This is a genomic window from Paenibacillus lacisediminis, assembly GCF_046567315.2.
This window is the reverse complement of record NZ_JBKIAX020000011.1, coordinates 57,591-77,252: the sequence shown is the minus strand read 5'-3', so window position 1 is coordinate 77,252 and position 19,662 is coordinate 57,591. Positions and strand designations below refer to the sequence as shown.

Genomic DNA, 19,662 nt, shown 5'->3' with positions numbered 1-19,662 from the left:
CACACGAAAAAAGTTGTAGAGAGGAAGTGCTTTAAATGCAGCGTAAAATAAACTGGCTCCTGGTGCTGTTCAGTCTCATCGGCGGAGCGGTTGGGGCTGTGATCGGTGAACTGCTGCTTGGCGAACTATTGGGCAGGCTGCCCGGATTTGTCGTGGTGGGGCTTTATTTTGGCATTTTGGCCCTGTCCGTCGGGTTATTCTGCCTGATTGCGGAAATGATCTCCCCCCGTCTGAGCGGGGCGTCATGGAGGCAGCGGTATGTCGGTACTTCATGGAAACTGCTCGTTCCGGTGACCTTGGTCATGCTTCTGCTCGCGGGAGCGCTCTTTGAGTTTTTATATGAGCTCAATGTAGGACGGGCGAGAACGGTGAAAGATATTGTCCTGATTATTGATAATTCCGGGAGCATGCAGGAGACCGATCCGGATGACCGCCGTTATGAAGCGGCAAAATCCCTGGTCGGACAAATGGATAGCGGCAAGCAGGTGGCGGTCATCAGTTTCGATGATCAGCCCGTGCTCATTCAGCCTTTTGTTCGTGTCCGTGATCAGAGTGTAAAAAACGAAGTAAACGCCGCGATCGATGCGCTTGAACCGACGAATGCGGGAACGGATATCGGCGAGGCGCTGCAGGCGTCGATGGAACAGATCAAAGGGCAGCCCGGGTCCAGAGGAGCGATGGCGATTTTGCTGTCGGACGGGGTCAGCTCCGTTAACCTGCCGCAAGTGCTCGCCGACTACCAGGATCGCGGCGTGGCCGTAAATACGATCGGTCTTGGCCTGAGCGCGCCGGGAGGTAATATAGAGGGGGCGGCACTGCTCCAAGACATCGCTGCGCAGACCGGCGGACAATATTATGATGTGGCGGATGCGTCCAATCTGACTTTTGTGTTCCAGAAAATATACGACAACAATCGGGATGAACGCACTTTAGTGACGGAACGTACCGGAACAATGGAAAATAGCCCGTATTACATGATCCTGAGAATCGTGTTTGTGCTCGGACTCGGTGCGCTGCTTGGCCTGGCGCTGGGGATGATGTTCGATAACCGGCATTTGGCGAAAAGCTTTACGATCGGCGGGGCCGTATCGGGACTGCTTGCGGGCATCCTGCTGGAGTGGGGCCTCGGCGGATGGCAACCGGGAGACACGATGATCCGGCTGTTGGCCTGTCTCGTGCTGGCCGCCGTGATGACGATGTTCACGCTTGCCGTACCGGTCCCGGCGGACGGTTTCCGGTCTGCTATGCGCCGCAGAGGGGCTGCTGTTCAAAACGGCGCGGCCGGATATCAGGAGCCTGCCCGAAATCGGCGCAATAGCGGATTTTAAAAGGCAAAGGGGGCAACGCGATGCGATTCGTCGAGGCGGAAGAAGGCTTGCCGCTCATCACACAGCTTAGTTACAAAATCGATGAGGATCGCTGCAAGCTGCAGTGGCACTGGCCTGAAGGAATACAGGCGGTTTATATCGACAAGTGGTCTGCCGACCGGGAGCCGCAGGGGGAGTATCGCAATCCCCCTTCTGCCGCCGGATTGAAGCTGTATACCCGTGAAGAATACAAAGCGGCGGGAGGATATGTGGACCGGATCGACACGATTGGACTCGTCGCCTATACCGTTTATGCCTGCATGATGGAAGACGGAGACAAACGTTTGATCGATCAGCCCGACGCGCGGAACACCGTGGAGTTTAGCACAGGGCGGGCCAAAATCCGCTATTCCATCTCTCATAAAAGCGGTCTGCTGCGCAAATATAAAACGGTGCAAATCTCGGTGCTCGCGGAAGTGGAGATTCCGAAAGAAGCGCTTTGTTATGTAAAAAAGCAGGGCAATTATCCGGTAAGTACAGCCGACGGGACCGTATATCCTTTTCTAAGGGATTTCCCGCCGGGCAGAAGCACCTTGCCTCCGATCGAGGTAGGGAAAAACGATTACGTAAGGCTGTTTTTTACCGACGGCCCTAAATACGGAAGACTGTATGAGCTGATTCCGGAGTAACTGTACTGCGAGCGAGGAGGAGGAAAGAACACGATGGGTCTGTTCGATTTGTTTAAAAAGAAACCCCAAGCCGAAGCGCGGCCGTTATTTTATGATATTGTATGCCCTTATTGCTTCAGTAAATTCACACCCGATGAAGTCGTCTTCAGGGCGACGCATTATCGTGAAGACGATGAGGATTACGCGCTTGGCGAGGACGAAGCGCTGAATAAATACAGGGAGCGATTTGGTCTCGATACCGTCTATGAGATTGAGGCGATTTTGCGCCCCCAGGACGTTCCGGAAGAGCATTTGATCTATTCGGATCATGTCCTGACCGGATTAAACGACCGCTATGGGGAAGTGACCCGGCGCAGATTATGTCCGCACTGTCATAACGAGCTGCCGGTAACCGCGGGCAAAGTGCCCAGCAATATTATTTCCATCATTGGAGCTTCCCAGGTGGGGAAATCCGTTTATATGACTTCGCTGATTCACACGCTGCAAAATACGACGGCGGATCATTTTGATGCGGCTTGTATGCCGCTTAACGCCGAAATCAGCCGTAAATTCCGGACCATCTATGAAGAGCCGCTGTTTGAGCGCGGTGAACTCTTGCCATCGACCCAGAAAGAGAAGATGCAGGAGCCGTTTATTTTTCAATTTGTGTTCAAGGATGAGTCGAAGCCTCCGCTAACACTGGTTTTCTTTGACGTGGCGGGAGAAGGTATGGTGGATCAGGACTATCTTGGCTTACAGGGACAGCATATCAAAAACTCTTCAGGCCTGCTGTTTATGGTCGATCCGCTGCAAATCCGCTCCATTCGCGAGAAAATCCGCATCAATGCCGGAGACAAACCGGGCGAATGGGTATCGCAATATGATGAACCGCGCGATGTGGTGCTGACAATGTTCGGAGATTTTATCGCTTATGAAGATAAGGGGAAAACGGACATCCCGACCGCGGTTGTGCTGACGAAAAGCGATATGCTGCACGCCTTGAAGGATGAAGAGGGAGAGTATATCAAGTCGAACAGCAATATTTTTAACCATGTGGTGCACCGTAAATATTTTAATGTGACCGAATTTGAAAATATCGATGGCGAAATTCGCCGTTTTATTGAGAAAGTGGATCGGCCTTTTAAAGGTACGATGGACGTATATTTCAAAAACACGGGATATTTCGCGGTATCCGCGCTTGGCAGCAATCCGATTGACCAGAAGCTGCAAAATGTCGTGCAGCCGATTCGCGTGGATGAGCCATTCATTTGGCTGCTGTATAAATTGAATTACATCGAGGGGAGAGAATGATCGTGAAGCAAGCTTCTCCCGCAATGATTCAGCAGCAGATCTATACCCGAGAGCGGAGCGGGTTATTTCGCGGAACGGAAGGTTTTGATACGGTTGCGGCATCGGATGGGCTGGACTCCGTGTTTATCAAGAAACAGCTCCATCCATTTTGCGTATACGACGCTCCTGCGGAACTGGCTTCCCGGGGCGAGAAGGAGGCCGGCAGCTATCCGCCGGCGATCCATTTGTTCCATACCGATGGCGGAGATACGGTGCTGGGACGGAGCATTTATCAGCCGGTGGATTTTACCGGCCTGCGCAGCGCGTTTCTTACCCATAATTACGTGATTCCGTCCGCGCGGCGGGAAGAGATCGTCACCGATTTCGGCCGTTATTTTGAAGCGGATTATGCCGAAAAATATTTTCAAGAAATCGGCCAGGTGGTGCCGGAGTTGGAGCATCTCCCACAGCGTAAGCGGAACCCGCTGCTTCAGCAGAACGGTCCATCCAGTATGCCGGCGGGCGATTTGCTAGATGAGCTGAAAATGGACAAGAAAAGCTTTAAACAGCTGTTGTTTGCCGTCATGACCGCGGTTGGGGAAGGCAGAAAAAAGGTATATGTTGCGCTGGATGTTCCGGCGGAGCAGATTACGCAATACGCTGCGGCGCTGCTTAAAGTGCTGTTCGCCAGTCTGCCGTTCGAACTGCGCCGGCGCTTCGGATTCCTCACTTACGCCAAGGAGCCGCAGAGCCGCAAACACATTCATCTGCAATTCGTGGAGCGCGGGAGTTTGCGGCCGGGTGACCGGGAAATCGAAAAGGAATATGTATTTGATCTCGCTTCCGGGCGGCTGCTGCAGGATGAGATGGATGACGGCAGACAGCCTTACCTCGATTTTGTTTGGAGCAAGATAGACGAGCTGGAAAGCTTGCAGGACTTTCATCGCTTTGCGGATAAGATGCTTGCGGCCAGGGAGCCGCAGAGCCGGGCTTTGTTGTCCGGTTACCATGAGCTGTGTGTGTTTTATCAGATTGAAACGGGACATTGGGATTTATATGAAAATCATAAATTAACCGTGCTGCGGGGTTTGCTTGGTTATTTGGAGCCGGCGGGCGCCCCGGATTCGAGCCTGCGGCTGAACGATATATTCCTTGCCGCCTTTGACCGGGAATTTGACTGGATAAAACAGCAGAATATAGCCGAGCTGGCGGTCGTGGAATGCTTCAGGGATTATTACCGGCTGGATAGCCGGAATTATGGCCCCAAGCTGGTCAATTATTTGATCCTTGCGATTAACAACGCGCTGACGGAAGGGCAGACGGAGCTTGCCTATGCCTTGTACGCTTTGGCTGAGAGCCAGCCCGAGCTGAGCAAAGCCTTTTTTGGCACGGTCCTGAAGCTTGACGAGCTATCCGACAGATTGTTTCAACCCTACATCCGCAACAAGTTTGCGGAAGCGCACGGGCCCAAGGAAGTTCTGAACATCGTGCATAGCTGGGCGATCGTCCATCCGGATTTGCTGCGGAACGCTTCTTTTCAGGAATATGCGATTGAAAGTCTTACGGATAAGCTTCGCAAGCAGCAGCGCTTGCTGTCTGCCGTACACATGGCCTTGGAAAATATCCGTAAATGGGAAAGAACGCCGTTGCCTGACAGCGGAATGGCCTTGGCGGATTCGGAATTGGCGGAGCGTCTCTCACTTGCCGCCAAAAACCTGCTGCTGAATGAACTGGAGCCGGACAAGCTGACCCAGGATCAGGTGGTGTCCGCCGTATTTTTAGGCGGAGCGGACGCTTTTGCCGGGCTGCAGCTTGAGGGCCGGCAGCGCGCTCATGCCGCCATACTGCAGGCGCTGTACGAATGGTTTACATTGCGCGAGCCGATGGAGGATATTTTTCATAAATTGTCCCCGGGCGACATGAAGCGGGTACAGGAGCTGGGACGCGAGTGGCTGCGATCCAGTATCGAATTGACGCAATTTGGAAAAATCGTGCTTGCTTTTTATCAAGATTCTAAATCCGGGCTTGCCGAATACGATCAAGTGCTGGAGTATCTTCAGCAGCATGCCAAGGATAGGGAAACGGTTTACGAGTTTATGCTTTGGTCGCAAGGCCATCCGTTTTTTACCGAGTCCGGGGGGCTTGTTCCAGCCTACACCGCGGCGCTGATAGCGTATTTTGACAAGCATGACAGAAGCGCATTTAAGAGTAAGGAATACCGTACCCTTTACTTCGAGAAAGCGGGAGCGCCGCTGGCGAAGGTATTTGCTGAGGCCCGTCTTGCGCTCTCCCCTCCGCTGAAGCGATTTTTTGCCCAAAACGGGAAAAAAGTCAGCGCAACCATGATTGTCCTGGCCTGCGGCCTCGTTGTGATTGCCGGTATTTTAATCGTGATGCAGCAGCAAGGGATGCTGGGGCCCAAAGCGTCTGTTGAGGCAACACAGCCACCGGCTCAGGTAGAGGAACCAGAGGCGCTTGTATATGCCGACAATGTGATGGGCGACGACGGTACGGAGACAACTTCACTCGTATTTCTGTTCCCTGGGGTGGAGCAGTGTACTGCCCTTGTTCCGTCAGCCTTGACAATCGAGTCTCCAGGTCAGGCCGCTCAACAATTTACGAATTTGAAATACGCAAGCAGTTGTACCGCTGTAAGTCCCGGTGCCGGAGATTCGGGTACCGTTGACCCGAGCGACGTGTCCGGCGGAGCCGCAGGAACAGATGGAGCGAAGAGCGACGATGCAGGGGATGCCGCAGGGGGAAATGAAGGAGACGCTGCGAAAGATACGAAGGACAATGCAAAGAAAAGTGCAAAGGAAAATACAAGCGGAAAAACAAAGGAAAATGTGAAGGGAATGGCAGGGGACCAGGACGCCGGACAATCCGGAGATAAGAAGGCCGATTCAACCGGTGGAACTAGCGGCACCAATGCAGCGGACAAGACCAACACAACTGGTACAACGGATGCAACCAATACGAACAATAAAGCCAATACAAGCGATAAAAGTAAAAAGAACGATAAAGGAAATGCAAGCAATACAAGCAATACAAGCAATACAAGCGATACAAGCAATAAAACCAATAAAACTGGTGCAGCCGACGCAAACAATAAAACTAATAACACCGAGACCGATCCGGCCGGCAAAACCAATAAAGCCGTGACTGACCCCTCCGGCGCTTCCGGCACCGATCAGCTTGACGATGTTTCCAATTCCAAGTTCGACGAGTCTACCGGGGCTGGGGACGAAGGCATGAAGGGGTCCGCGTATCCGTATCGTGTTGCGGTTTCCCTGGGCATGAAGCTGGATGTGCCGGCAGGCAGCCTGATCAAGTTGGGGGATCAGCAGTTTACGGCCATCACTCGCGAAGAGGCTGAGTCAAAGATGAATCCGGCAGAATCTCCGGAATAATAATTGTATTCGCCGGGCGTGCTGCAGAAGTGTGGCCATATAGCCAGGTTGAGGATTCAGATGGGTGGCGTGACCAAATCAACTGCAAAAATGCAGTTGATTTTCCGAAAAAAGCCCTTAAAGTGCGAGCGAAATGCAAAAATACATCTCATTTCCGGCTATTGGATAAAAAAGTAGCTTATAATCGGAAATGAACTGCACTTTTGCAGTTGAGTCACCCGTTTCGAGTCATTTCGACGAAAATCGCCTGCACTTTTGCATTTCGCCGCCTTTCGCAAGCCCCGATCCATTGTACTCCCCATTCTATCGTACCCCCCATGCCAGACGGGAGTAGGACAAAGACCTCGCCGCAGGCCAGGGCAATAGCGGTAAAAAAGGGCGTTATCTTCGGCAAAGTAGGGAGTTCAGATGAAATAGGGGAATTCTTTTCCGCTATTGTTGGTGAAAGGGGACCCAAGGGCCCCTTTTTCCATCTTGGCCCCCAAATAGGAACAATAAGTTCCGCTATTTGACGAGAGCGGGGCAAAGTGATCAAGATAACGACTTAAATTACCGCTATTTGGATGTAGACTAAAAAGTAGACACGACTGTAACAGCCACTTCCCAGCAAGGAAGGGGAAAAGGTAATTTTCACAAAAAGCGAGCAGCCTCCGCCCGGATTTCCGGCGAATGCCTGCTCGCTTTTGCAGTACGAGAATCAATTCGTCTTCGACTTATTATAGATGTCGAACGCGACGGCGAGAAGCAGGACGAGCCCTTTGATGCCCTGCTGCCAGTCGACCCCGAGGCCGATGAGCGACATGCCGTTGTTCATCACGCCCATCACAAGGCCGCCGATGATCGCGCCGACCACGGTGCCGATGCCGCCGGAAGCGGAGGCGCCGCCGATAAAGCAGGCCGCGATGGCGTCCAGCTCAAAGTTCGTGCCGGCCTTCGGCGTGGCCGAATTGAGCCGGGCAGCGAAGATCAGGCCGGAGAGTGCGGCCAGCGTACCCATGTTGACGAACACCCAGAACGTCACCTTTTTCGTCTTGACCCCCGACAGCGTGGCGGCCTTCTCATTGCCGCCGAGCGCGTAGATATGCCGGCCGGGGACCATCCGGTTCATTACGAAGGAGTAAATGACGATCAGGAAGAACAGAATGATCAAAATGTTCGGAATGCCGTTATAGGTGGCCAGCACCAGCGTGAAAAGATTGATCACCGCCACCAGCACGACGATTTGCAGCATAAACGTCCACATCGGCGGGACTTCAAACTGATATTTCAACTGGGTCCGGCGTTCCTTCCATTCCTGCCAGATGTACAAGATGGAGAGAAGGATGCCGAGCACGATCGTTAATACATGCAGCCCGCCGCCGCCAAACCAGTCGGGGATAAACCCGGAGCTGATGCGTTGGAACGATTTTGGAAACGGCGCGATCGACTGCCCGCCCAGCACGATCATCGTCAGGCCGCGAAATAGCAACATACCGGCCAGCGTCACGATAAACGCCGGGATTTTGACGTAGGCGACCCAGAAGCCCTGCCAGGCTCCGATCAGCGCCCCCATGATCAGCGCAAGGATCACCGCCAGAAACGTGGGCACCTGCCAGTTGACCATCATGATGGCCGCCAGCGCGCCGATAAAGGCCGCGACCGAGCCGACGGACAAATCAATGTGTCCGGTGATGATGACGAGCACCATGCCGATCGCCAGCACGAGAATGTAGCTGTTTTGCAAAATCAGGTTCGTGATATTCAGCGGCTTCAACAGAATCCCGTCGGTCAAAATTTGAAACAACACCGTAATAAACACCAGCGCGATGATCATCCCGTACTGGCGGATATTTTTGCGGAAAAGTTCGGTAACTGCTTGCATCTGCCTACCCCCTGCCTCGAGTCATCGATTTCATCAACACTTCCTGCGTCGCATCCTTGCGGGCGACCTCCCCGGTGATCCGTCCCTCGCTCATGCAATAGATGCGGTCGCACATGCCGAGAATTTCCGGCAGCTCCGAAGAAATGAACAATATCCCTTTGCCCTCGTCCGCGAGCTGATTGACGATGGAGTAAATTTCGTATTTGGCCCCAACATCGATGCCGCGCGTCGGCTCATCGAGGATGAGGATTTCCGGCTGCGCGTAGATCCATTTGCTGAGCACAACCTTTTGCTGGTTGCCGCCGCTTAAGTTGACCGTTTTTTGCAAAATACTCGGTGTCTTGATATTCAGCTTTTTCCGGTACTCCTCCGCGACAAGCACTTCCTCCTGTTCGTGAATGACGCCGCGGCGGGACAGCCGGCCAAGGCTGGTGAGCGAAATATTCCGCTTGATATCGTCGATCAGAATCAGTCCATATTGCTTGCGATCCTCGGTGACATAAGCGATCCCGTGCTCAATCGCCTGGCTGATGGAGTCGAACCGGACTTCTTTTCCGTGCAGGAACAGTTGGCCTTTAATATGCCTGCCGTAAGAACGCCCGAAAATGCTCATCGCCAGCTCTGTTCGGCCTGCGCCCATCAAGCCGGCGATCCCGACGATTTCGCCGCGGCGGATCGTCAGGTTGATATCGTCCAGCACTTTCCGCTCCTCCTGCTGGGGATGGTGGGCCTCCCAGCCCCGAACCTCGAAGATTACCTCGCCGATGCGTGGCTCCCGTTCAGGGTATCGGTGGGTTAAATCGCGTCCGACCATGCCTTTGATGATCATGTCCTCAGTCACGTGATCGGCCTTCATATCCAGCGTCTGGACCGTTTTGCCGTCCCGCAAAATCGTGATCGAATCGGCCACCTTGCTGATTTCGTTCAATTTGTGCGAGATGATGATCGAGGTAATGCCTTGTTTTTTCAGTTCGAGAATGAGCGCCAACAGGTTTTCACTATCGCTTTCGTTGAGCGCCGCCGTCGGTTCGTCCAGGATGAGCAGTTTGACCTGCTTGGCCAGCGCTTTGGCGATCTCCACCAGCTGCTGCTTGCCGACGCCGAGATCGAGCACTCGGGTGGCCGGCGATTCGTCCAGCCCGACAGTTTCGAGCAGCTTCCGCGTCTTGATCGTTGTTTCGTTCCAGTCGATGAGTCCGCGCTTTTTTTGTTCGTTGCCGAGAAAAATATTTTCCGCGATCGACAGATACGGGATCAGCGCCAGCTCCTGATGGATAATGACGATGCCGAGCTGTTCGCTTTGCTTGATATCCTTAAACTCGCAAACCTGGCCGTTAAACAAAATATCCCCTTCATAGGTGCCGTGCGGATAAACGCCGCTTAACACTTTCATCAGGGTCGATTTTCCGGCCCCGTTTTCCCCGCAAAGCGCGTGGATTTCACCTTCCGCCACCTGCAAATTGACGTCGCTGAGCGCCTTGACGCCGGGAAACGTTTTGGTGATGCCCCGCATTTCCAAAATAAGTTTTCGCAAGTGCCGCCACCTGCCTTTCTGCTGCATTGATGTAAAACAGCGGCGGCCGGGAAAGCCGTCCGCCGCGGGTGCCGGTTTGCCGCTGTACCGGCCTGCTGTGATGCCATTTTCGTAGTCCAGGTATTCCGCTCCGGCCGCAGGGCTACAAGCCAAGCTCCTCTTTGGTGTAGTAACCGGACTCGACCAGCGTTTTTTCCACATTGTCCTTATCCACGGAGACCGGCTCCAGCAAATAGGAAGGGACAACCTTCACACCGTTATCGTATGTTTCCGTATTGTTCACTTCGGCTTCCGTACCTTCGAGAATGCTTTGCGCCATGGCCACCGCCTTTTTGGCGAGTTCGCGCGTGTCTTTAAATACGGTTTGCGTTTGTTCGCCCGCCAGAATCGATTTGATCGAAGCGAGTTCGGCGTCCTGGCCGGTCACGATCGGCAGCGGCTTGTCGCCGGTGCCGTATCCCACGCCTTTGAGCGAAGAGAGGATGCCGATGCTGATGCCGTCGTACGGGGACAGCACGGCGTCGACGTTTTCCGTCGAATAGTGGGCGCTCAGCAAATTGTCCATCCGCGCCTGGGCGGTGGCCCCGTCCCAGCGCAACGTGGCGATTTGCTCCATTTTCGTCTGTCCGCTGCGCACGACCAGTTTGCCCGAGTCGATGTATGGCTGCAGCACCGACATGGCGCCGTCATAGAAGAAATAAGCGTTGTTGTCGTCCGGCGATCCGCCGAACAGCTCGATGTTGAACGGGCCTTTGCCATCCTTGAGGCCCAGCTTCTCCTCAATGTAGGCGGCCTGCTGCACGCCAACCTTGAAGTTGTCGAAGGTGGCGTAGTAATCGACGTATTCGCTGTTCATGATCAAGCGGTCGTAGGCGATGACCTGGATCCCTTGATCATGGGCTTTTTGCAGCACATCGGTCAGCGAGCCGCCGTCGATCGCCGCGATCACCAAAATTTTCACGCCTTTTGTGATCATGTTTTCGATTTGCGATACCTGATTTTCGATGACGTCTTCCCCGTATTGCAGATCCGCAGCGTAACCGAGCGCTTCGAATTCCTTCGCCATGTTCTGGCCGTCACCCACCCAACGCTCCGACGATTTCGTCGGCATGGCGAGGCCAACCGTGCCTTTGCTGGCGCCGGAGTTTCCGCCGCCGCTGTTGCCGGAGCCGCTTCCGGCCTCGTTGCCGCCGCCTGCTCCGTTACCGCCAGTTGCTCCATTGCCGCCGGCCCCGCCGTTTCCGCATGCCGCCAACGTCAGAACGACGACCAGCGCCAGCAGGATTGTCGTAAATTTCTTCATGACCCAACCTCCCAATTTGTAAATTCATTAATTTGAATGCGTTTGCAAAAGTGAGTATAACAAGGGACATGGGGGCGTGTATTTACAATGAATCTACTCTTTTTATAAAAATCCAACTAAGTTTTGGTGTGATAGGACATTGCAAGAAGACAGGAACAGAGGGAGTTGGCGTGCTGGGGGAAGGGCGCTGCCGAAGGTGATGTAATGTAACGGACACCAGAGGCTCTATTGCATGAAAAACAGGAGATCACAAAACGTAACGGACCGAGAAGACCTTATTTCCACAAAAACCGGGCAATTCGCCGCGGATGAACCCCAATAAAGGCTGTGGTGTCCGTTAGAGCGGGAAATGTCCGGGAAATCAGCAAATAAGGTCGCTTGAGTCCGTTAGCGAGCTTGCACAGGTTGGTGGCGGAGAATGAGTTATGTTTCCGAGCAAAAAGAAGAAGGAACCGCAGTTCACTCAGTTCCTTCTTCTTTGAGGTTGAACGCGCCTTTGCGGTACTGGAGCGGGGAAATGCCGGTGGCTCGCTTGAACGCCGTACTGAAGTAATGCTGCGTTTCATAGCCGGCCTGTTCGGCGATTTCCGCGATCGTCAGCTCCGTGGCGTTCAGCAGCTGAGCCGCCCGGCGGATGCGGATTTGCGTCAAATAGCTGTTGAACGAGGCGCCCAGCTCCTGCTTGATCACCCGGCTTAAATAGACGGGGGAGGTTTGCAGCGCTCCGGCCATCTGTTCCAGCGTCAACCGGCGATCGGAGAAGTGCTCCAGCATGTACTGTTTGGCCCGGCGCACCAAAGGTGAGACGGCGGTTTCTTTCATCACCGCGGCTTTGCCGCTGCGGTAAACGGCGGGCAGGTCCGTCACTCCGCCGCAGCTGCCGCCTTCGGCCAGATGAAGATGAACGTCGACGGCGATTTTCAGGTTGGTGCGCACCGCGGTTTCGATGCGGTGGAAATCCGCTTCCGCCGCCAGGCTCCACAGCAGGACGACGATGAGTCCGAACGGGTCGCGGAACATCGCCTTGGGGTAAGTGGAGAGCAATTCGGAAGCGATATTTTCGATCGCAAACAAGTACAGCTGGCGTTCGGATTCCTTCATGGCCGCCGGCGCCCCGGCCGGCTCGCGCAGTCGGATCACGCCAAGCCAATCGGGGCAGGCGGCCGGCAGCTTCAGAAACTGCAGCTGCTCCAAAATCTCGGCTTCCGTCAAACTGCCGTCCATCCATTCCTGGCAGAATCGTTCCCGCAGCAGCGGATAGCTGCGGGAGATTTGCCGGGAGGCCGCCTGCCAATGGAGCTGCCGGGCCGCTTCCTCCTCAAGCTCCGTCCGGACCTGAAGCAGTACCTTTTCGAGCTGCGCCGGGTTGGCCGGCTTGAGGATATAATCTTTGACCTGAAGGCGGATCGCTTTTTGCGCGTAGGCGAATTCGTCATGACCGGTAATAATGACGATTTTGCAGCCCGGCAGCTGTTCGCGGACGCGCTTCATCAGCTCGATGCCGTCCATGATCGGCATGTTGAGGTCCACAAGCAGAATGTGAACGCCGTGCCGGACGGCCAGCTCCAGCGCTTCTTCACCGTCCTCGGCTTCCGCCGCAACCGCAAGACGGAGCTGCTCCCAATTGACGCTGTCCCGGATGCCCTCCCGAATAATCATCTCATCGTCGGCAATCAGCACTTTCCAGCGGAAGGTGGGGGACAGGCTGTTTTCGTTCATGTTTTTTTCCATACGGTCACTCATGGTTTATCCTCTCCCAACGTACGTTGTTCTCCCGGATCAGCGGGTGCGTCACCGTCACGACCGTTCCCCGTCCTAATTCGCTTTGAATGGCGATTCCGTATTTGGCGCCGAACGTCAAAGCGATCCGTGCCTGCACGTTCAGCATGCCGTAGCCTTTGCCGTCCGCGGAATCGGGTGCCGATTCAGGCTTCGGCCCGGGAGACTCGGCCGCGGCAGCTGCCCCTGCCGACTGCAGCTGCCTTTGTAGCTGAGCCAGCCGTTCGGGGGGAATGCCTTTACCGTCGTCGCGGATGGTGACCACGAGCAAGCCGCCGTCTTCGGCCGCCTCGATCACGATATGTCCGGGCCCCCGGCGCTCCTTGATCCCGTGATAAATCGCATTCTCCACGATCGGCTGCAGCATCAGCTTCAAGACGTAAACGCCTTGAAGCTCCGGGGCGATATGCAGGGTATAGTCCAGCTTGTTTTGGTACCGGACGTGCTGGATTTGCAAATAGCTGCGGACATGCTCGAGTTCGTCGCTCAGCGGAATGATGTCGTTGCCTTTGCTCAGCCCGATCCGAAACAGCTTGGACAGCGATTCCGCCATCTCGGCGATATCGTCCGCGCCTTTACGGCGGGCCATCCAATGGATCGTATCGAGCGTGTTGTACAGGAAATGCGGCTTGATATGCGCCTGCAGGCTGCGCAGCTCGGCTTCGCGTTTTTGCCGCTCCTGCAGCTCGGTCAGCGAGAGCAGCCGGCCGATCTGCTGCAGCATCGCGTTGAACTTGCGGCCCAAATGGCCGATCTCGTCGGTGCGGTCGCTCCAGTGGCGGATCGTCAGGTCGCCGGACTGGGCTTTTTGCATAAAGGACGTGAGCTGGGCGATTGGCCTGGAGATCGAGTGGGCCAAATAGAAGGAAGCGGTCATCCCCAGCAAGCAGACGACAAACACAAAGCTGACGACATAAAAGCGGATTTCCTGCATTTCCGCGGCCGACTCCTTCATGGTAAAAACGCCGACCGTCGTCCAGCCGGTGAACGGGGAGACGCGGTAAATGAACTGCAGGTCGCGTCCGCCGGCCCGCGCCGAATACGTGCCCGAGCCCTCCGTGTTCATCCGGTCCAGCGGAATGCTGTCGGTGTAGGGCTCCGGCGGAGCGTATATCGGTTGTCCTTCCTGATCGAGCACCGTCAAATATCCAGTTTTGCCCAACCTGACGTCCTGCGCGGTCTCGGCGATCACGCGGAGCTTCAAATCGATCAGCACGACGCCTTTGACCTGCTGGGTGTCGGGATCGAGAATCGCTCTGACGGCCGACACGACCTCGCTATCCTTGTAGCTTACGTGCGTCGTCACATTGCGCTGATGCGGGTGGCCGATCACCTTGAAGATGCCTTTGCTCCGTACAGCCTCTTTGTACCAGTCTTCCGCGGTCAACTTTTCCGGAGTTCTGGCGTACATTTCGTTGCTGATGTAGTCGCCCTGGCTGTTTACAACCAAAATGCCGGCCACTTCGGAATATAATGTTGTAAAGCCCTGCAGAAATTTGCGAATCTCGAAGTGGTCCGCTTCGGAATGCCCCTCAAGAAACCGCAGTACCTCCGGGTTGAAAGAGATAAAGTAGCTCATGTTTTGCAAATTTTCCACGTAGGTTTCCAGCGATTTGTTCACCTTGCCGATCAGTTGCAGCGTATTGTCGGTAATTTGGCGCTCGATGATGCGGTCGACCGTCCAGTTGGTTAGCAAGCCAAGGCCGAGGGAAGGAAGGATGCTGATCAGCAAAAAATGCACGATCAATTTGTAGCGGATCGGCAAATTGTTCAGGGAGAAACGGCGCAGCTCCCAGCTTTTCCCGTAACGTTTATTTGGCATAGTAATCATCCACATTCTGCCGCGTTACGACGGTGATGCCGGTGTCCGCCTGTCTGGGTATCCGCGCGGTTCCGGCATTTGGCGAGCCGCCTTGCCCATGCTTCAGCGAAAACAAAAACTGCAGGGACCAATACCCCATGTTCCAGGTGCCTTGGGCCATGGTCGCGGCGATGTCCCCGCTTTTGACAAGGTCGAGCGTGCCTTTGTCGGTGTCGAAGCTGATGATCCGGGGCCCGCCGCCGCCCGCGCCTGCCCCGATCGCCCGCACCGCTTCGGCCACGCCGATGCCACCGTTCGCCTCCGTGGCGAAAATACCGGCGACGCTTGGGTACGCCCGCAAAATTTCCTCCGCAGCCTGCCGGGAAGCGAGCTGATCTCCTTTGCCGTTTTTGACATCGACAATTCGCATCCCGGGAAATTCCGCGGCAATCGTATCGGCGAACCCGTCCGTGCGCTCCTGATGGTTTTGCTGATTCGGCGTGGTGACGACGGCGACTTCCCCGCGGCCGCCCGTCAGCTCGGCCATTTTGCGGGCGGCCTCGACGCCTGCCGCGTGATTGTCGGTGCCGAGGAAGGAATACGCTTTGCTCCCCGGCGCGTTGGAGTCGAACAAGACGACCGGGATACCGGCGTCTACCGCTTTGTTGATCGTGGCCGTCAGCAGGGAGGGATGGATGGCGGAGATGGCGATACCGGCCGGTTTTTTGGCGATGACCTGCTCCAATACGGTGATTTGCTCATGGACGTCGCGCTGGGTGGAGCCGCGGTATTCCACCGACACGTTTAAGGCCTGGGCCGCGTCCTCAAAGCCTTTCAGCCCGCTTTTCCAGTAATCGATGCCCAATTGGAACGTCAGCATGACGTATTTTTCATCGATTTCCCCGCGCAGTCCGCCCGTTCCCCACTGCTCGTTCAGGCGGCTCTGCTGCGCCCGGAAATCCAGCACGTAGAGCGCAAAACAGGCGATCAGCAGCAAATAGACGATCCAAATCTTTTTCATATGAAACCCCTTTCAAAAGATAGCTTCAAAAAAAGAGATGAACTTCGACAACATCATACTATGTTTCGCCTGAAAATATCATTATGTTTTTGCGATGCTGATAAGATACCGGGTTAGTTCAGTCACAATATTGTTATTTTAAATCGTGGTAAGCTAAATTTAAGTCTCTGAGCGTGGGGGAAGAATAGATGGGAGTCAAGTCTTAAAAGGCGGGGATGGTTGAGTATGTTAAGGGTGATGGCCGAAAAGATCAAACACCTGTTTCCGGGTTATTTTTCAATGGCGATGGCCACCGGGACGTTGTCCATTGCGCTGCATTTGCTGGGGATTCCGTTTGTTCCCAGGCTGCTGCTGTATTTGAACACCTGCATCTATGTTACGTTGTGGGTACTGACGCTGATTCGTCTTATCAAATATTTTCCGCGGTTTAGCAAAGATCTGACCAGTCACAGCCAGGGGCCGGGCTTTTTTACCTGCACGGCGGCGACCTGCGTGTACGGCAGCCAATGGGTGGTTGTGGCGCATAACGGCAAAATTTCCACAGGGCTCTGGGTCTTCGGCATCTTGCTTTGGGTCATCATTATGTATACCTTTTTTACGGCCGTGACCGTGAGAAAAGAGAAGCCGACACTGGCCGAAGGCATTAACGGAGCCTGGCTGATCGCCGCTGTCGCCACCCAATCCGTTTCCGTTCTCGGCACGTTAATTTCCTCCTACATGGCGGAAGGTCGGGAGATCGTCCTGTTTTTTACACTGTGCATGTATTTGCTCGGCTGTATGCTGTATCTGAATATCATCACGTTAATATTTTACCGGTTTACTTTTGTCGACCTGAAATACTCCGCGTTGACCCCTCCATATTGGATCAACATGGGGGCGGTTGCGATCACGACGCTGGCCGGCTCCACCCTGATGCTGCATGCGGCTGATTGGCCGTTTCTGACCGAACTGGTTCCTTATTTAAGAGGGTTTACTTTGTTTTTCTGGATTACGGGAACATGGTGGATTCCGCTGCTGTTTATTTTGATGGTGTGGCGTCATGTTTGCCACCGTTACCCGCTGACTTACGATCCGCAATTTTGGGGGATGGTGTTCCCGCTCGCCATGTATACGACCAGCACTTACCAGTTGTCGCAGGCCTTAAAACTGCCCTTTTTGGTCATGATCCCACGGAGCATGGGGGTTATCGCGGTCATCGCCTGGTTAGCCGTGATGGCCGGCTTTGTTCATCACCAATTTCGCTCGTTTCAAACCCGGGGATGAGATGCAAGCGGAACCATGTTATTTTCTGATCGTTCCATCGGTTTTGCCGAGCTTTATAAGATGGGCGGGATCTGCAATAATGGAAGTACATAACAATACTCACTGGGTAGGGAGATCTTTTCCTGCCGGAAAAGCGTTTGAGTTCGGAGGGGGAAACGTCGTCTATGACCAAATTGTTTTTGGGGTGTACATCGTTGTTGGCGGGAGTTATCGTCATTTGCACGGGGTTTATCGTCTCGGCTTTGGAGGGCATTAAACCCGGAAGCGGAAATTTCAGCTACAGCCTTTTTGACCTGAATTCATGGTGGATCATTATACCTGTGGTTTTATTGGCCGCAGGAGGGGGACTTGTCTACTCCTATCAAAAAGATGTCAACTACGAGGAATCGCAATAAACGTATTACTTGTAAAATAGTAGACAGCCTGCGCTTAGGTCCGTTATTGCACTGAAGCGGATGAAACCGCAGGCTCTGATACGACCTTACCTTATTGCGATATCTTTTTGTACTCATTTGGCGTCACCCCGACTATGCGCTTGAACAGCTTGTTGAAGTAGGCTGGGTCGGGATAACCGACCTCGCAGCCGATTTCGTGGATTTTCAGCTCGTTTGATTTGCGCAACAGCAGCTTCGCCTTTTTGATTCTTACCTCGATCAGGTAATCGGTGATCGTCATGCCGGTCTCGTGTTTGAACAGCTTGCTCAGGTAGCTGGGCGTCAGATAGACCATCCGAGCGAGCTGGCTCAATTCGGCCGGCTGGTTGTAATGTTCAGCGATCCAGCGCTTGACGGTTTCGACCGATTTCCCCGCCAGCGCCAGGCGTCCGGTCCGGACCTGTTGCAAAGCGCCGGCCAATTCGGCCAGAAATTTTTGCCGGATTTCATCAAAGCTAAGGCAGGACAACAACTCGGCTTCCAGCTGTTTGGCTTTGGCGTGCGGCCATATTTTGCTCCATTCGTGCAGTTCGGCGGAGACGGTGCCCACTACAAGACGGCATAGTAAAATAATGGATTCGAACGGAGACCGGTCTTTCCGCACCTGCTCAAACAGCCGCTCCAAACAGGCAATCGCCCGGGGAACGTTTAAAATTTGCAGCTGTTCGATCCATTCATCTCGGCAGGCGGCAAACCGTTCGCCGATATCCGCACCGCCGCTGCCGGATTCGCCTCCTCCGCCGGCCGCGCGGTAATTCCACGCCGAACTTCCGTAAATGCCGGACTCGCAGGCGCTTTTCGCTTCCGCATAAGCCCTGCCCAGCATCGCCGGATCGCCATATACGAAGCTGGAACCGGCAAGCGTGCGGCGGGGGCCGCATATGGCTTTCAAGACCGCCGCCATTTGGCGGAGTTCTTCCTGTCCTGGCTGTTGCGAAAAATAACAGGCCAGAGCAAGAACCTGTTCGCCGGTGTCGACCAGATCCCAGCAGCGGGCGGGGAGACTCCCGGTTTGCTCAAGCCCGCCGCGCAGCGCTTCCGGATGACAGCCCTTGAACGCATATACGACAAAATAAGGCTCCGGCAGGGAAAGCTCCGGCAGCTTTACGTCAGGCCCAGGCCCAGAGCCTCCAGCGAAGCTTTTAAAGTGAGAGAGAAGCAATCCCGAGCGGAGTTGCTGCTCCTTGCCGCGGGCCGCCGTTTTCTCCTCATCAAGCGCGTAAAGCAGGGCGAACAGCTGCTTTTTGTCGATCGGCTTGAGCAGATAATCCACCGCGGAATACCGGAGGGCCTGCCGGGCATATTCGAAATCTTTAAACCCGCTCATGATGATGCAGCGGATTTCCGGCTTGATGGTCTTTACCTGTTTGATCAACTCCAGTCCGTCCACCACGGGCATGCGGATATCGGTAACGATGACGTCAAGGTCGGCTTTTCCGAGATAATCGAGGACGTCCTGCCCATTGGAGAACAAACTGTCGACGACGAAGCGGCCGCTCTCCTTGCCGATCATCTTACCCAGCCCTTCCCGAATCGAAGCTTCGTCGTCCACGATCGCGATTCGCAGCATAGGATTTCCTCCTTTGAATCATTCCGTTTACGTCCGGAACAAACCTAGTAGCTCGCTCCTTAATAACGCTAGCTTTCCATTCCTGCTGGTTAGACCGCACGCGGCTAACGGACAGGAGCGTCCTTATTTGCCCGAAAAGCCGGCGTTTCGAATTCTAACGGACAGGAGTGCTCTTATTTACACAAAAAAGGCCGAAAAGGCGTGCTGAAATGCCAAATAAGGTCTGTGGTGTCCGTTACATTCTGAAAGCTTTAGATTTTGCCGAAATAACGTCGCTGGTGTCCGTTAGGGCCGGCATTACGGTCAGCAAGTACGGCGTTACGATCAGCACCCCGGCAATACGGCATTACGTCTCGGCATTACGACTTGGTCGAAGCCGTGGTCAGGCCTCCAAGCCAGCCGTGGCCATACTTTAACTTGC

13 protein-coding genes are annotated in these 19,662 nt (G+C 54.5%); 6 read left to right on the top strand and 7 right to left on the bottom strand.

All coding sequences use genetic code 11. The annotated features are described in order from the left end of the window. The first annotated feature begins 35 nt into the window (after positions 1-35). The 4 genes from ACLD72_RS20785 to ACLD72_RS20770 are packed head-to-tail and all read left to right on the top strand — an operon-like array spanning position 36 to position 6,675. A complete protein-coding gene (locus ACLD72_RS20785) occupies positions 36-1,328 on the top strand; it encodes a vWA domain-containing protein (RefSeq protein WP_410999412.1) in 1,293 nt (430 codons plus the stop codon). Between the two features lie 20 nt (positions 1,329-1,348). Continuing rightward, a complete protein-coding gene (locus tag ACLD72_RS20780; protein WP_410999414.1) occupies positions 1,349-1,996 on the top strand; it encodes a beta-mannanase in 648 nt (215 codons plus the stop codon). 33 nt (positions 1,997-2,029) lie between these two features. Next, positions 2,030-3,286: a TRAFAC clade GTPase domain-containing protein gene (locus tag ACLD72_RS20775; RefSeq protein WP_410999416.1), complete on the top strand. Its 1,257-nt coding sequence runs from the start codon at positions 2,030-2,032 to the stop codon at positions 3,284-3,286. Between the two features lie 2 nt (positions 3,287-3,288). Continuing rightward, entirely contained in the window at positions 3,289-6,675 is a 3,387-nt protein-coding gene (locus tag ACLD72_RS20770; RefSeq protein WP_410999418.1) for a GAP1-N2 domain-containing protein, read from the top strand. A 697-nt stretch (positions 6,676-7,372) separates the two neighbouring features. On the opposite strand, the gene mmsB is transcribed toward ACLD72_RS20770, so the two are convergent. From mmsB to ACLD72_RS20740, 6 genes are all read right to left on the bottom strand, one after another. Further along, positions 7,373-8,536 carry a multiple monosaccharide ABC transporter permease gene (gene mmsB / locus ACLD72_RS20765; protein WP_410999420.1) on the bottom strand — a complete coding sequence of 388 codons (1,164 nt, stop codon included), beginning with the start codon at positions 8,534-8,536 and terminating at the stop codon, positions 7,373-7,375. A 4-nt stretch (positions 8,537-8,540) separates the two neighbouring features. Continuing rightward, entirely contained in the window at positions 8,541-10,070 is a 1,530-nt protein-coding gene (gene mmsA, locus ACLD72_RS20760; protein WP_410999421.1) for a multiple monosaccharide ABC transporter ATP-binding protein, read from the bottom strand. Positions 10,071-10,212: 142 nt separating this feature from the next. Beyond that, positions 10,213-11,373: a multiple monosaccharide ABC transporter substrate-binding protein gene (gene chvE / locus ACLD72_RS20755; RefSeq protein WP_410999423.1), complete on the bottom strand. Its 1,161-nt coding sequence runs from the start codon at positions 11,371-11,373 to the stop codon at positions 10,213-10,215. A gap of 459 nt (positions 11,374-11,832) precedes the next feature. Then, positions 11,833-13,116, bottom strand: coding sequence for a response regulator (locus ACLD72_RS20750; RefSeq protein WP_410999424.1), 1,284 nt, complete (start codon positions 13,114-13,116; stop codon positions 11,833-11,835). Then, positions 13,109-14,983, bottom strand: a complete 1,875-nt coding sequence (locus tag ACLD72_RS20745; protein WP_410999426.1) for a sensor histidine kinase — start codon at positions 14,981-14,983, stop codon at positions 13,109-13,111. The genes ACLD72_RS20750 and ACLD72_RS20745 overlap by 8 nt, the downstream gene beginning before the upstream one ends. Further along, positions 14,964-15,974: a substrate-binding domain-containing protein gene (locus tag ACLD72_RS20740; protein ID WP_410999428.1), complete on the bottom strand. Its 1,011-nt coding sequence runs from the start codon at positions 15,972-15,974 to the stop codon at positions 14,964-14,966. Before ACLD72_RS20740 ends, ACLD72_RS20745 begins: the two co-directional genes overlap by 20 nt. Before the next feature lie 225 nt (positions 15,975-16,199). Here ACLD72_RS20740 and ACLD72_RS20735 point away from each other — a divergent pair, with 225 nt between their 5' ends. Then, positions 16,200-17,237, top strand: coding sequence for a tellurite resistance/C4-dicarboxylate transporter family protein (locus ACLD72_RS20735; RefSeq protein ID WP_410999513.1), 1,038 nt, complete (start codon positions 16,200-16,202; stop codon positions 17,235-17,237). Positions 17,238-17,401: 164 nt separating this feature from the next. Next, complete coding sequence (locus ACLD72_RS20730; protein ID WP_410999430.1) at positions 17,402-17,632, top strand: hypothetical protein; 231 nt, start codon at positions 17,402-17,404, stop codon at positions 17,630-17,632. A 91-nt stretch (positions 17,633-17,723) separates the two neighbouring features. Here ACLD72_RS20730 and ACLD72_RS20725 read toward each other — a convergent pair whose 3' ends face one another. Beyond that, a complete protein-coding gene (locus tag ACLD72_RS20725; RefSeq protein WP_410999432.1) occupies positions 17,724-19,241 on the bottom strand; it encodes a response regulator in 1,518 nt (505 codons plus the stop codon). Positions 19,242-19,662: the final 421 nt, after the last annotated feature.

Excerpts from the sequence above, each read along its gene's own strand:
- ACLD72_RS20785 (WP_410999412.1), top strand. The coding sequence starts at position 36 with ATGCAGCGTAAAATAAACTGGCTCCTGGTGCTGTTCAGTCTCATCGGC.
- ACLD72_RS20780 (WP_410999414.1), top strand. The coding sequence starts at position 1,349 with ATGCGATTCGTCGAGGCGGAAGAAGGCTTGCCGCTCATCACACAGCTT.
- ACLD72_RS20775 (WP_410999416.1), top strand. The coding sequence starts at position 2,030 with ATGGGTCTGTTCGATTTGTTTAAAAAGAAACCCCAAGCCGAAGCGCGG.
- mmsB (WP_410999420.1), bottom strand. The coding sequence starts at position 8,536 with ATGCAAGCAGTTACCGAACTTTTCCGCAAAAATATCCGCCAGTACGGG.
- chvE (WP_410999423.1), bottom strand. The coding sequence starts at position 11,373 with ATGAAGAAATTTACGACAATCCTGCTGGCGCTGGTCGTCGTTCTGACG.
- ACLD72_RS20750 (WP_410999424.1), bottom strand. The coding sequence starts at position 13,116 with ATGAGTGACCGTATGGAAAAAAACATGAACGAAAACAGCCTGTCCCCC.
- ACLD72_RS20745 (WP_410999426.1), bottom strand. The coding sequence starts at position 14,983 with ATGATTACTATGCCAAATAAACGTTACGGGAAAAGCTGGGAGCTGCGC.
- ACLD72_RS20740 (WP_410999428.1), bottom strand. The coding sequence starts at position 15,974 with ATGAAAAAGATTTGGATCGTCTATTTGCTGCTGATCGCCTGTTTTGCG.
- ACLD72_RS20735 (WP_410999513.1), top strand. The coding sequence starts at position 16,200 with ATGTTAAGGGTGATGGCCGAAAAGATCAAACACCTGTTTCCGGGTTAT.
- ACLD72_RS20730 (WP_410999430.1), top strand. The coding sequence starts at position 17,402 with ATGACCAAATTGTTTTTGGGGTGTACATCGTTGTTGGCGGGAGTTATC.
- ACLD72_RS20725 (WP_410999432.1), bottom strand. The coding sequence starts at position 19,241 with ATGCTGCGAATCGCGATCGTGGACGACGAAGCTTCGATTCGGGAAGGG.